The sequence below is a fragment of the Corynebacterium flavescens genome, from assembly GCF_008693105.1.
Classification (GTDB): domain Bacteria; phylum Actinomycetota; class Actinomycetes; order Mycobacteriales; family Mycobacteriaceae; genus Corynebacterium; species Corynebacterium flavescens.
The window spans coordinates 214,185-227,759 of sequence record NZ_VXKK01000042.1 but is presented as its reverse complement, the minus strand read 5'-3'; the positions used below and the strand labels follow the sequence as shown (position 1 = coordinate 227,759).

At 59.6% G+C, this 13,575-nt stretch carries 11 protein-coding genes; 4 read left to right on the top strand and 7 right to left on the bottom strand.

Going from position 1 to position 13,575, the window contains the following annotated elements; translation table 11 throughout:
• Positions 1-33 precede the first annotated feature (33 nt).
• Positions 34-666 carry a DUF1707 SHOCT-like domain-containing protein gene (locus tag F4V60_RS11215; protein WP_232316031.1) on the bottom strand — a complete coding sequence of 211 codons (633 nt, stop codon included), beginning with the start codon at positions 664-666 and terminating at the stop codon, positions 34-36.
• Positions 667-728: 62 nt separating this feature from the next.
• Entirely contained in the window at positions 729-3,074 is a 2,346-nt protein-coding gene (locus F4V60_RS11210) for a (Fe-S)-binding protein (protein ID WP_075730658.1), read from the bottom strand.
• Positions 3,075-3,328: 254 nt separating this feature from the next.
• Between F4V60_RS11210 and F4V60_RS11205 the strand changes: the two genes are divergently transcribed.
• Positions 3,329-4,399 (top strand): HNH endonuclease signature motif containing protein, encoded by a 1,071-nt coding sequence (locus F4V60_RS11205; protein ID WP_075730657.1) that lies wholly within the window; start codon positions 3,329-3,331, stop codon positions 4,397-4,399.
• Here F4V60_RS11205 and F4V60_RS11200 read toward each other — a convergent pair.
• From F4V60_RS11200 to F4V60_RS11180, 5 genes are all read right to left on the bottom strand, one after another.
• Entirely contained in the window at positions 4,396-6,366 is a 1,971-nt protein-coding gene (locus F4V60_RS11200; protein WP_075730656.1) for an ABC transporter ATP-binding protein, read from the bottom strand. The genes F4V60_RS11205 and F4V60_RS11200 overlap by 4 nt on opposite strands.
• A complete protein-coding gene (locus tag F4V60_RS11195; RefSeq protein ID WP_075730655.1) occupies positions 6,366-8,084 on the bottom strand; it encodes an ABC transporter ATP-binding protein in 1,719 nt (572 codons plus the stop codon). The genes F4V60_RS11200 and F4V60_RS11195 overlap by 1 nt, the downstream gene beginning before the upstream one ends.
• Before the next feature lie 72 nt (positions 8,085-8,156).
• Positions 8,157-8,957, bottom strand: coding sequence for a family 1 encapsulin nanocompartment shell protein (locus F4V60_RS11190; RefSeq protein WP_075730654.1), 801 nt, complete (start codon positions 8,955-8,957; stop codon positions 8,157-8,159).
• A 1-nt stretch (position 8,958) separates the two neighbouring features.
• Positions 8,959-9,939 carry a Dyp-type peroxidase gene (locus tag F4V60_RS11185; RefSeq protein WP_075730653.1) on the bottom strand — a complete coding sequence of 327 codons (981 nt, stop codon included), beginning with the start codon at positions 9,937-9,939 and terminating at the stop codon, positions 8,959-8,961.
• Positions 9,940-9,999: 60 nt separating this feature from the next.
• On the bottom strand, positions 10,000-10,389 hold the full coding sequence (locus F4V60_RS11180) for a methylenetetrahydrofolate--tRNA-(uracil-5-)-methyltransferase (RefSeq protein ID WP_075730652.1): 390 nt from the start codon (positions 10,387-10,389) through the stop codon (positions 10,000-10,002).
• A 182-nt stretch (positions 10,390-10,571) separates the two neighbouring features.
• On the opposite strand from F4V60_RS11180, the gene F4V60_RS11175 reads away from it, so the two are divergent.
• The 3 genes from F4V60_RS11175 to F4V60_RS11165 are packed head-to-tail and all read left to right on the top strand — an operon-like array spanning position 10,572 to position 13,554.
• Positions 10,572-11,351, top strand: a complete 780-nt coding sequence (locus tag F4V60_RS11175; RefSeq protein WP_075730651.1) for a phosphoadenylyl-sulfate reductase — start codon at positions 10,572-10,574, stop codon at positions 11,349-11,351.
• Complete coding sequence (gene cysD / locus F4V60_RS11170; protein WP_075730650.1) at positions 11,348-12,280, top strand: sulfate adenylyltransferase subunit CysD; 933 nt, start codon at positions 11,348-11,350, stop codon at positions 12,278-12,280. Before F4V60_RS11175 ends, cysD begins: the two co-directional genes overlap by 4 nt.
• Complete coding sequence (locus tag F4V60_RS11165; protein ID WP_075730649.1) at positions 12,280-13,554, top strand: sulfate adenylyltransferase subunit 1; 1,275 nt, start codon at positions 12,280-12,282, stop codon at positions 13,552-13,554. Before cysD ends, F4V60_RS11165 begins: the two co-directional genes overlap by 1 nt.
• Positions 13,555-13,575: the final 21 nt, after the last annotated feature.

Genomic DNA, 13,575 nt, shown 5'->3' with positions numbered 1-13,575 from the left:
TTTAGGTGGTGAAACCTCTCCCCGCCGAAAGCGCTATTTTTTATTCCACTTATCCAGTTTTTGCCTGGCTAGTTTCAACGCCTCGTTAGTCAGTTCGCTGGCTTGTTGACGGCGCTGCGCCCACTGCTGGGACTCAATCATCTTTTGTTGTGCACGCTCATGCGCGGTGGCCGCCTGCAGCTCACGCTGCTTTTGGCGCTCCAGCTGCCTGGGCGAAGGCTGATGCCAAGAACGTGGCCCTAACTTCGCCACGTAGAGCAAGACCCACAGAATAGGAACAAGGAAAAACAGTGCCGCCCCACCGACTAAGAGCCCCGGTGCGCTGGCGACGAGACCAGATCCCACCAGTGCAAACCCGCCAAAACTCAAGCCCAAAGTTCCCACCACGCCGGTGGCAACGCGTGGCTTGCGCGAGTTTTCATAAGCGCGTTGCACGTCCTCGCGCGAGTAGATCTTGACCTCGTTTGATGCGGCGGCGGGAATGTCCGCGAAGATGGGGAGCAGCGCCCCGCGAGTATTGGCGCGCATGACATCGTCGGAGCGCTCCTCAAACTCTTCTATGCTTAGCCTTCCTTCACCGACTGCGCGCGCGAGATTGTTCATCGCCTCATTGCGCTCGGTGTCAGAAAGCCGCACAGAATTATCGCGCGGGTCGGCTCCATACATATTCGTCACAACCCGAATACTAGCAAATCCCGAAATCTACCTGCAGGCTCTGTTCAGCGAGATCAGCTGGCCGGAGGAGCGGGAGTAGTTGGAGGAGCTGGTGGTGCGGTGGGAGGAGCGGGAGTAGGAGGAGCTGGTGGTGCGGTGGGAGGAGCGGGAGTAGGAGGAGCTGGTGGTGCGGAGGGTGGAGCGGGAGTAGGAGGAGCTGGTGGTGCGGTGGGAGGAGCGGGAGTAGGAGGAGCTGGTGGTGCGGAGGGTGGAGTAGGAGGAGCTGGTGGTGCGGTGGGAGGTGCTGGTGATGCAGTAGAAGGCGCAACAGGCTTCGGCACAGGCTTGCTCAGACGAGTCGGCGTGCCGAGGAAGGCCTTGGGCCGCGGAGCGGGCAGGCTGCCATCCTCGAGGGAGACGGACTCGCGCAGCATGACGGCGACGTCGTTGACCTTGGTGGGAGTCTCCGGTGCGAGGGCCTTGACCCCGCCGGTGAACATGACGTTGCAGAAGGGGCAGCCGGTGGCGATTTCCTCGGCGCCGGTATCAAGGGCCTGCTCGGTACGGAACTCGTTGATGCGGCGGCCGATCTTCTCTTCTTGGAACATGCGGGCACCACCTGCGCCACAGCAGAAGGCCTCGTCACGGTTCTTGGACATCTCACGCACCTCGACGCCGGTGGCCTCGAGAAGCTCGCGGGGCGGGTCGAAGACCTTATTGTGGCGCCCGAGGAAGCAAGGGTCGTGGTAGGTGATGGGGCGTCGATTAGCGGGGGTGCGGGGAATGGGCTTGAGGAGGCCCTCGCGCACGAGGCGGTTGAGCAGTTGGGTGTGGTGGAAGACGTCGAAGTGGCCGTCGAAGTCGGGGTATTCGTTGCGCAGGGTATTGAAACAGTGCGGGCAGGTGGTGATAATCTTGCGCTGGCCAGCGGGTACGCCCTCGAAGGCGGAGTTGAGGGTCTCGACGTTGTGTTGGGCCATCATCTGGAAGAGGAACTCGTTGCCGGCGCGGCGGGCAGGATCCCCGGTGCAGGATTCGCCGGTGGAGAGCACTCCAAATTTGACGCCGGCGGTATGAAGCAGCTCGACGACGGCGCGGGTAGTTGTGCGCCCCTGCTCGTCGTAGGCGCCGGCGCAACCGACCCAGAACAGGTACTCGAGGTCGGCGAAGTCGGTGGCGTCCTCGCCGATGATGGGGACCTCGATGCCTGCGGCGCGGGCCTCGTCGATCCAGGTGCGGCGCTCGGAGTTATTGCGGCCCCAGGGGTTGCCCTTGTTCTCGATATTCTTGAACAGTCCGCCAAGCTCGGAGGGGAAATCGGCCTCGGAGAGCACCTTGAAACGCCGTAGGTCGGAGATGTGATCGATGTGTTCGATATCGACTGGGCACTGATCGACGCAGGCTCCGCAATTGGTGCAGGCCCACAAGACATCGTCCTCGATGACTCCGGCCATGGATAGTACATCGACCCCGGCATGCGGGTTGTAGTTGTCGATGGCTCCTTGGCGCAGGTCCATGACGAGCTTCTTGGGGCTGAGCGGTTTATCGGTGTTCCAGGCGGGGCATAGGTCTTGGCAGCGGCCGCACTCGGTGCAGGTGGAGACGTCGAGAAGCATCTTCCAACTGGCGGGGGTGATGTCCTTTTCTAGATCTGGGGTGGGAATGGACTTGAGGGCTTTGGCCCCGTTGGCGTTGCGCTGGAAGAAGATATTGAAGAAGGCGAGGAAGCGGTGCCACATGACGCCCCACTGGAAGTAGCGGGAGATGAGTGCGATAAAGACCATGCCCGTCAGCAGTTTGAACAGGGCGAAGAAGCTGACGAGATCGGGGGAGGCGGGCAGGACCTTGGCCAAGTGAATAGAGACGAAGTCCGTCAGTGGCGAGCCCCCGCCATAGGTGGCGATCTTGGAGGCTTTGACCAGCAGCATGCCTAAGCCTTCGAAGAATACGACAGCCTCGACGATGCGGGCGGAAAGCGTTTGGGAGTTGAAGAAGCGGGAGCCGCGGTCGCTATCGCCAAGCTTGATGCGTACCCCGATGAGGAAACAGATTCCTACGACGGTGGCTATGGAAAGCACCTCTTCGAGCAGGTGATAGACCGGCCAGTGCTGGAGGAATGGCCACCCGGAACTGGGGGAAAAGGTCTGGATGTAGGCCTCGAACCACACCAAGATTCCGAAGAGGAAACCAACCATGACCAGCCAGTGAGCGGCGTTGACTAGGGGCCTGCCCTTGAAGTGCGTATGCCCGAAGACCTCGATGAGGACCCGTTGTAGGCGCTTGCCAGGACGGTTAGTGCGGGCAGAGTTGTCTGGTCCGCCTGACTTGATGACCTGGAAGAACCTGTATGCGCGGAATAGGAAATAGCCCCACACGGGAACCGAGACGATGATGGCGATCCAACCGAAGACGGTTGACATGGAGACTCCTTATAGCTTTGATGCGCGCAGTAGTCTACAGCTTAAAGGCTAAACCCGCGCAACCGTGAGTCCTGGATTTTGCGCTACTGCGACTGCGGTGTAGAAAATCTGTGCTAAACCCTTGTGGAAGAGTGATGTGGTGATTATTATGGGTGGTATAAATCGAATGTTTGTTCGCGTCTCGGGGGAGAGCAGTGATGCTAGAAGCGTGTTTCGCGCCTTGCAATAGGCACTGTGAGTTTGCTCAGGTGTTCATGGATTCCAACCGCCTTTATTGGCGCACCTGGCACAAGGTGCTGCCCGGCCCGGAAGATGATGCTGAACTGAGTTTTTCTCGCATCGGACGCGGCTTTGGGCTCAGCGCGTACAAAGCGGAAAGGGTATTCCTCGGACTAGACACCATGTCTTATCTCCCGCGTTTGACCCGCCTGCAGGAACAGGATTGGTTCCTGGATTATGACCGCATCATCGCCATCGGACAGGCGCTGTTGGGCGTCAAGGATGAGGTATATATGCACGTTGATGAGGCACTTGTGGAGTTGTTTACGCCCAGCCGTAGAAACCAGCATTTGCCGGATGCGGGGAGGATTCGGGCCACCATCGTGGAAGTTCTCGCGCAGTTCTATTCAGAGCCGGAAGGAAAAGAAAAGCCGGAATCCTATCGACTGCAGCGCAGGGGCGACCGCGCCCATCTAGAGCTCACGTTGGATGCGCTCACCCTAGAATCCGTGGACCGGTTGGTGCGCAAGCGCGCAGAGGCTGAGGGAATCTCCTTGGCGGCGGCACTGGCAGCTTTGGTCCTCGATCCGGTGAAGACCAAGCTTGTTATCAATACCTTTCAGCCGGTGGGGAGCTCCTTGGCCCACCTCGAAGGCTATGGCTTCCTGGAAGTTGATTCCGAGGATATGCGCGAGGTCGGGCCGGCGGAAGAATCTGCGTACCGGCCCAGCGCCGGGTTGCGCGCCTTCGTGGAGGGACGCGATGGCACCTGTCGTTGGCCAGGCTGCCGGGTACCTGCCCATCGCTGCCAGCTCGATCACCGAGTGAACTATCACGAGGGAGGCCCCACCAGTAGCGATAATCTCGCCAGCTTATGCCAGCATCACCACAACATAAAGACGGACAAGCGGGCCTTTTATCTTTTGGATCCGCTCACCGGGGACATCTACTGGCTTTTCGCAGACGGAACGTGGGAGTCAACTCTTCCCCAAGGGCCCATCGTTACTGATTCCGCCAACTGGAAACAAAGCGTCATTCAGAGAATCGATGCCGCAGCAGGAAGAAAAGAACGGATGCGAGGACCTATGGAGTTGAGTTTTAGTTAATCCTCTTCGGAGAACTGTGACTGGCTAAGCCGCCAATAGGCGCCGCGCTTAGCCAGCAATTCCTCGTGCGTACCTTGCTCGACTATGGCGCCGTTCTCCATGACGAGGATGACATCGGCATTGCGGATCGTCGAAAGGCGGTGAGCAATGACGAAGGAAGTGCGATCGGCGCGTAGCGCGCTCATTGCCTGCTGAACTAGCATCTCGGTGCGCGTATCGACAGAGGAGGTTGCCTCATCCAAGATGAGCAGCGCGGGTTGGGCCAGGAAGGCGCGCGCGATGGTGATGAGCTGGCGCTCGCCGGCAGATACCGCACCGCCATCTTGATCGATGACGGTGTTGTAGCCCTCCGGCAGCGAATGGACAAAGCGGTCGACGTAGGTGGCCTTGGCTGCGGCAATGACCTCCTCATCGCTGGCATCGAGGCGGCCGTAGCGGATGTTGTCCATGATGGTGCCGTCGAAGACCACGGCGTCTTGAAGCACCATGCCAACTTGGGAGCGCAGCTCGTGGCGCGGCATTTGGGCGGTGTCTATACCGTCGAGGTAGATGTGCCCGCCGTCGATGTCGTAGAAACGCATGATGAGGTTGACCAGGGTGGTCTTACCCGCACCAGTGGGGCCGACAATAGCGGCCGTCTCGCCCGGCTCGACGCGGAGGTCGAGATCCTGAATAAGGGGCGAGTCCTTCTCATATGAGAAGTCGACGCCACAAAACTCCACCAGCCCGCGGGCGCGGCCAGTTAAGTGCTGGGAATCCTTCTCGGCAGTCTCATCCGGCGAGTCGAGGAACTCGAAGACCCGCTCGGCAGAGGCGACCCCGGACTGAATCTGCTGCATCATTCCGCCGAGCTGACCCAGGGGTTGATTGAATTCGCGGGAGTATTGGATGAATGCGGTGGCGTCGCCAAGCGTCATATTGCCACTGGCCACCCGTAACCCACCGAAGACGGCGATGGCAACGTAGGAAAGGTAGGAGATGAACTGCATGATCGGCATCATCATGCCGGAGAGGAACTGGGCCATGGCCGCGGAACGGAATAGCTCCTCGTTGCGGCTATCGAATTCTTCGGACATGGCGTCGGTGCGGCCAAAAACCAGAGCCAGTTCATGGCCGGAGAAAGACTCTTCGACATGGCCGTTGAGCTGACCGGTTGAGCGCCATTGGGTGGTGAACTGCTTCTGGGAGCGAGAGCCGATAACGCCGATGACGAGGCCGGTCAGCGGCAGTGATAACAGCGCGATGAGTGCCAATTGCCAGGAAACCGAAAACATCATCACGGTAATGCCCGCGACCAACAAGATGTTATAGAAGATCTGCGAGAGGGCCTGTTGGAGAGCCTGCTGTACGTTGTCGATGTCGTTAGTCGTGCGGGAAAGGACGTCGCCACGCTGGTTGCTATCGAAGTAGTTGAGAGGCACCGAGTGGATCTTTGCTTCGACGTCGGCGCGCAGTTGATAGACGCTGTCCATCACCAGACGGTTGAGGATGCGTCCCTGCCAGAGCTGGAAAGCAGAGGAAACGATATACATGCCGATGACGATGGTGATAAGCCTGCCCAGGTGCCCGAAATCAATGCCTTGGCCGGGCATGAGATCCATGGCGGAGGCCATGTCTGCGAAGCGATCCTGGCCTTGGGCGCGCAAACCCTCTATGACCTCGTCCTTGCTGGCGCCGGAGGGAAGTTGGGCGGAGATGACGCCGGAAAAGATGACATCCATCGCCCGCCCCATCACTTTCGGAGCATAAACGGCGAGGAAAACGCAGATGATATTCATGGCGGCGACCAGTATCAACAGCGTTTTAAACGGCGAAAGGAGACCAACGAGCCTCTTGGCAGAGGGCCAGAAGGCTTTGGCGCGCCGTGGGGCAGAACCGGACCACTCATCACCGGCCGTCTGCTCCTGGAGCTGCAGAGTCTCTTCCTCCGAAAGGGCGCCGTGTGCTGGTTTCTTGGAATTCGCCATTAGTTGGCCTCCACGGTCTTCTGGGATTCGACGATTTCTCGGTAGGTCTGGGAGCCGGCTAGGAGCTCGCTGTGGGTACCGCGGGCGACGATGCTTCCGGCCTCGAGAACGAGAATCTGGTCGGCATCGGTGATAGAGGCGACGCGCTGGGCCACGATGATCGTGGTGGCCTCGGCGGTATATTTGCGCATGGCGGCGCGCACCTTGGCATCGGTGATGAGATCGAGGGCGCTGAAGGAATCGTCGAAAAGATAGACCTTCGGTCGTGCTATTAGCATTCGCGCGATGGACAGGCGCTGGCGTTGTCCACCGGAGACGTTGGTCCCGCCCTGCGCGATGGGCATATCGAGCGTGTCGACGAAGTCGGCTTGGGCGGTGTGCAGTGCTTCCCACAACTGATCGTCGGTGGCATCTGGTGCCCCGAGCCGCAGATTGGAAGCCACCGTTCCGCTGAAGAGATAAGGCTTCTGTGGCACGAGGGATACGCGCTGGGCGATGTCGGCGCGGTCCATCTGGGAGATATCGGCGCCGTCGAGAAGCACTTGGCCCTCAGTGGGCACATAGAGCCGGGGAATCAGCGACAGCAAGGTGGTCTTGCCCGAGCCTGTGGAACCGATGATTGCGGTGGTCTTACCCGGGCTGGCCTGGAAGGAGAGCGAGTGTAAAACCGGCTCGTCGGCGCCGGTATAAGTAAAGGTGACGTCGTGGAATTCCACCTCGCCGCGGTTACTGGGCGGGGTAACGGGTGCGGACGGCTCTTGAATGGAGGGCTCATGCTGGAGGACGGAGGTGATGCGCCGGGCGCAGATGATGGCGCGGGGGAGCATCATAGCCATGAACGTGCCGATCATCACCGCGGCGAGAATCTGCAGGAGATACTGCAGGAATGCGGTGAGGGAACCGACGTCGACCTGTCCGGCATCGACGCGCTTGCCACCAAACCACAACACGGCGCCAGTAGCGACATTGAGGATGACGGTAATGAGAGGAAAAAGCAGCACGAAGAGCTGGCCGATGCGCAGCGAAAGGTTCGTGATGTCCTTGTTTGCCGCGGTGAAGCGCTCGGTTTCGTGGCGCTCGCGCACAAAGGCTCGCACCACTCGAATGCCGGTGATCTGCTCGCGGAGGACGCCGTTGATTTTATCCAGCTTGTCCTGCATGACGCGGAAGAGCGGCATGAGGCGCGAGATGATGAAAGCGATGGCCGCCAGTAGCACGGTCACGGAAACCCATACTAGCCAGGACATGCCGGCATCCTCGCGCATGGCCATGATGATCCCGCCGACGGACATGATCGGTGCAGTCACCATGAAGTTGAGCATCATCATGTACACCATCTGGATCTGCTGCACGTCGTTGGTACCGCGTGTGATCAGCGTCGCTGCACCGAAGTGATGCATGTCTTCCGCCGAGAAACGCGAGACGCGGCGGAAAATTTGTGCGCGTAAATCGCGACCCAATCCCATCGCCGTCCGGGAACCAAACCATACTGCGGCAACCGCCGTTAAGACTTGGACGAAAGCGACGGCCAGCATTATGACGCCGACATGCCAGATGTAGTCGACGTCGCCCTTCGACACGCCTTCATCGATGATATCGGCGTTGAGGGAAGGCAGGTAAAGGGTAGCGATCGTTGACGCTGTCTGGAGGACTAGCACCGCAATGACGAACCAGAAGTAGGGTCGCGAACGGCTAAATAGGATCTTTATGAGTTCCATTAGTGCACACCTTGCTCTTGAGTGACCGTGTAACCCTACACGCTCTGCAAAAGATGCGCATGCTACGCGTGGCTAGATAATGGCGATGGCCGCCTCCGGTGTCACCGTGCGGAAGCTAAAGCTTTCCTGCAGGTAGAGCCGAACGTTTTCGGCGTCATGGTGAGCATAGCCGACGGAAAGATCCTGGCCGCTCTCGAAGAGGAAATCGCCACCGCGGGTGCTCAGCACCACAGCGGAGGAAATCCCCGGAGCCCAGACGATGGGTCCGTCGATGATGCGCTTGAGGTGGGTGAGCAGCGGTGCGCCACCGCGATCGCTGCCACCTTGGACGTTAATCCACGCATCCTCGCCGAGGGCGATGCCATAAGGGCCGTCGATGCCCGCTTCGCGCAGCTTGGCGACGGCGGCCGCAGCGCGCAGCGCGAAATCGCGGGGGTCATCACCGAGCACAATAGGATCATGGGGGCTGGACTGGAGGATTCCGGTGATGCCGGCTTCCTCCCAGCCATCGACGATGGCGGAGTTTTCAACGCGGGCGAGATCCAGCGCCGCCTGGTCGAGGGTGTCATAGTTGACGTCCTGCGCACCACGGGTTCCGGTTTCTAATTCCTCGCGAGAAAGTGCGAAATCAGCCCGTAGCTCGGCGAGCGGCAGTACCTGGCGTGTGCGTGCCGTAACTTCAGCCACCTGGGAAGGGATGCCCCCTCCGACTCGGCCGAGCGAAGTAGCGGAGTATTCCCAGCCGAAGGGGCCAGCGAAATCGAGGAGCTTGCGCACTCCGAGCGCAGCCGCCGAACGCGAGGTGGCCTCCTCGTCGACCTCCTGCCAGATTTCGGAGGTAATTGGGGCATGATTGCGAAGTAGATGGCTCATTTTATTTGCCTTTCTGGTTGTTTCGGATGCCGAGGGATTCGTCGGCCCCGCCCAGACTGCTCAAAAGCTCCAGGCTGGGCGCGAAGAACGTGATTCCGGTTTCGGGCTCAGAGAAATCGAGGATGCGATCGTGGAAGCCGGGTGGATCTCCGATGAACATGCGCTCGAGCATCTTTTCGATGACCCACAGACGCCGTGAATAACCGATAAAGTAGGTGCCGAACTCTCCCTTGCCAGGGGTACCAAAAGGCATATTATCGCGGACTATTTCCAGCTCTTGCCCATCTTGGGTAATTGTATTGAGGGTCTTGTGGGATTTTTGCCCCTCGGTGGCGTCTGCTAGTTCGACGTTGTCTGCTTTGCGGCGCCCGATGATGGCCTCCTGATCTTCAGTGCTCAGGGCATCCCACTTTTCCATCGGGTGCAGATACTTTTGGACAACGACGTAGCTGCCGCCACTGAATTGGGGATCTTCCTCGCCGACGAGGGCAGCTGCGGGCAGCGCGGGGCCGACGGGATTGGCGGTGCCGTCGACGAAACCCAATAGGTCACGGGCATCGAAGTAGCGAAAGCCAGTCACCTCGTCTACGGTGTCCACGCTCCCATCCAAGGCCTCAAGCAGGAGCTTCTCAAACTCGAAGCAGATATCGGGGCGTTCCGCGCGGATATGGAAGAGGAGATCACCTGGCGTGGAGATTGCGCTATGAGCCTCACCGTGGAATTCCTTGAAAGGGTGGAGCTCCTTCGGCCGAGGCAATAAAGTGAGAGCTGGCCAGACGTCACTGCCAATTCCGACGATGCATGATAATGCGCTTTGCGCATCTCGGAAACTCACGGTCTTGACCAGATCTTCCAATCCGGATAGCACCTCGCGGACGGTGTCGATGCCATCCGGCCTTACAGTAACGACCAAGAAACAAGCCGAGCGAGTAAGCGGTGCCGCTACTGCCTGTACCGATGTGCTGGGACCCACCTTGTCCATTTTCCGTGTCCTCCTTGAAAAGTGTCTTTCACTAGGAAATGGTACGCGGAATTCCCAGGCTTAGAAGCAAACAGGTGCCAACTTGGCCCGGGCGGTGAGTGCGGTCCAATCAGTCAACTCGGAAACTGGATGGCATAAGCCTTCCCAGGTAGTAAAGGCCACTCCCCGGGCAGCAAGTTCTAGGAGTACGAGCGCACGATCCTGTCGGGCGGCGAGGCGGTGGATTTCGCTCGGGGATATATCGTCGTCCGGTGCGTCTCCCACGCGGACGTTGCCGATGAGTCGCAGCCGTGGGACTGTTCCCGCTGAGCAGAGGCCTGAGAAGCGTCGTAGGAAACCAAAGGGAGCGGGGTACCTCGAGATGAGGTCCACGCACATGCCCGCGCAGATGAGTCTCTCCGCGGTAGAAAGCGCTGCTGGTCCTTCGCCGACGATGGCTACGCGCTGCATGAATCCTCCTTGTTTCGAGATGTATAGACCGTTTAGTCTAATAAACTAGTCCGAGTGGTGCAGACCGGTCAATTAATATTCTTAAGGGATTTATCGTTTGACCCAAGCTCAGCGTGGTGGAAGCCGTTTGCGGCGTGGCTCGCAGCTGCGGAAGATGCTCCTCTTGCTTAAGGTGAATCGATATGAGCCGATCTATCAATCTATTGGGCGGCGGTTACCGCGACCCAAGCATCAGCCCAGAAGGCACGCGGGATACCGCGGCCCTGGAACCGGGCATCGCTAAGCAAAACCAGCGCCTCGTCGAGGACTGGGCGGAGAAGCTGTACGCAGAATCCGCCGAGAATATTCTCCAGTGGGCCGCAGAACACGCCCCGGGGCGTCTGGCGGTGACCATGTCTATGGAAAACACTGTGCTGGCAGAGTTGGCGCATCGCGCTGGCCTCGACGCAGATCTACTTTTTATCGATACTGGCTTCCACTTCCCGGAGACTCTTGAAGTAGCAGATCGAGTGGAGGAGCGCTACCCGGATCTCCCGCTTATTCGGGTGCATCCATTGCTTAGACCTGCGGAGCAGGATGCGGTGTACGGCCCGCGGCTCTACGCCACCGACACTGCTGCCTATAACCGTATGCGGAAAGTGGAGCCGCTGAATATGGCCATGGATCCCTATGCCGGCTGGGTTACGGGATTGCGGCGCGCCGATTCCGAGCACCGCGTCCAAGCCCCAGCCTTGAGCCTGGATCAGCATGGGCGTTTGAAGATCTCCCCGCTGGTGACCTGGAGCTTAGAGGATACCGATGCCTATATCGCAGACAGGGATCTCATCATCCACCCACTCACGCTGCAGGGCTATCGATCGATCGGCTGTGCCCCGCTGACTTTCCCGGTCTCCGAGGGCGAGGATGCACGCGCTGGGCGGGTATTTGCAGATGGCAAGACAGAATGCGGGTTACACGAATGACACAGGCTACACGGATTAAACAAGACACACACCAGGTACTTTCTCCTCACCTTAGGGACTTGGAGAACGAATCCATTCATATTCTGCGCGAGGTAGCGGGCCAGTTCGATAAGGTCGGTCTGCTCTTTTCTGGAGGCAAGGACTCGGTCGTGGTCTTTGAGCTCGCCCGCCGCGCGTTTGCACCGGCTGCGGTGCCCTTCGAGCTTCTGCACGTCGATACCGGGCACAACTTTCCGGAGGTAATCGAGTTTCGAGATCGGCTCGTTGCGGAAACCGGGGCGCGCCTGCACGTGGCCAAGGTGCAGGACTGGATAGATAGTGGGGCGCTGCAAGAGCGTCCCGACGGAACTCGCAACCCCTTGCAGTCCGTCCCGCTGGTCGAAACCATCGCCCAGCGGCAATACGACGCCGTGCTCGGCGGTGCCCGTCGCGACGAAGAGCGCGCCCGGGCGAAGGAACGCATCTTTTCCATCCGCGATTCCTTTGGCGGCTGGGATCCGCGTCGCCAGCGCCCGGAACTGTGGGACCTTTATAACGGGGGCAAGATGGCCGGGGAAAACGTGCGCGTATTCCCGATCTCGAATTGGACTGAGTCCGATATCTGGGAGTACATCGGGGCCCGCGAGCTCGAGCTTCCCAGCATCTACTTCTCTCACGAGCGTGAGCTCTTTCAACGACAGGGCATGTGGCTCTGCCCTGGAGAGTGGGGCGGGCCGAAGGAAGGCGAGGAGCTCATCCGCAAGACGGTGCGCTATCGCACGGTAGGGGATATGTCCTGCACCGGAGCAGTGGAGTCTACGGCTTCGACGCCGGATGAAATCCTGGCAGAAATCTCCATCTCTACTCTCTCTGAGCGCGGTGCCACCCGCGCCGATGACAAACTCTCCGAATCTGCAATGGAAGACCGCAAGAAGGAAGGCTACTTCTGATGAGCACCAACACCGTCGCGGCCTTGAAAGAACGCGAGTCCCTCCGCTTGTGCACAGCAGGCTCAGTGGACGATGGAAAGTCCACCTTTGTCGGGCGCCTGCTTTATGATACCAAGTCCGTGCTCGCGGATCAGGTCGAGTCGATGGAGCGCTCCTCCGCTGACCGCGGCTTCGACGGCATGGATCTTAGCCTGCTGGTAGACGGCCTGCGTGCCGAGCGCGAGCAGGGCATTACCATCGACGTGGCCTACCGTTACTTTGCCACCGACAAGCGCACCTTCATCTTGGCCGATACCCCTGGCCACGTGCAGTACACCCGCAACACTGTGACTGGCATTTCGACCTCGCAGGTGGTCGTGCTGTTGGTTGACGCGCGGCACGGCGTGGTCGAGCAAACCCGCCGCCACCTCAACGTAGCGGCACTTTTGGGAGTCCGTCACGTCATCTTGGCGGTCAATAAGATCGACCTCGTCGACTTCGACGAGCAGGTATTCTCTTCGATCGCGGAGGAATTTCACTCGGTAGCCGAGCGCCTCGGCATCACCGAAAGCGTAGTGGTGCCGATTTCCGCCCTGCGCGGGGACAACGTGGTAGAAAAGTCCGCGTCTATGCCGTGGTACTCCGGCCCGACCATCCTCGAGGTGCTCGAGTCTATCCCGGTGGTGGGCGGTCGCGACGAAGCCCTAGATTTCCGTTTCCCCATCCAGTACGTTATCCGCGAGCACGCCACTGACTATCGCGGTTATGCCGGGCGAGTTAAGGCCGGCGTGCTCAACGTTGGGGAAGAGATCACAGCCCCGCAGGGCCGCACCACCACGGTCACGCATATCGACACCACTGATGGCGAGCAGCCCCGGGCCGTGGCGGGGGATTCCGTCGTGCTGCGCTTGGCTGATGACATCGACCTCGCGCGCGGAGATCTTCTCGCCGGATCGGACCGGCCCGGTACTGTGCGCGAGTTCGCCTCCACCGTCGTGGTCTTGACGGACAAGGCTTTGGTACCCGGTCAGATGCTGCAGCTGCGTTATGGCACATCGCTGATCAAGGCGCGGGTGGAGACAATCGAGCGCATCCTCGATCTCGACGGGCTGGTAGATGAAATCGACCCCGGCCAGGCAGGGCTTAATGATATCGCCCACGTGAAAATCCAGACTGCCCAAGAGCTGGAGATCGAAGACTATAGCGCTCGTGGCGCCGTCGGCAACTTCCTACTCATCGATCCCAACACCGGAAATACTTTGGCTGCTGGGTTCGTAGGACGGCGCCTGCGCTAGGAGCCAGGTACTAAGATTGCA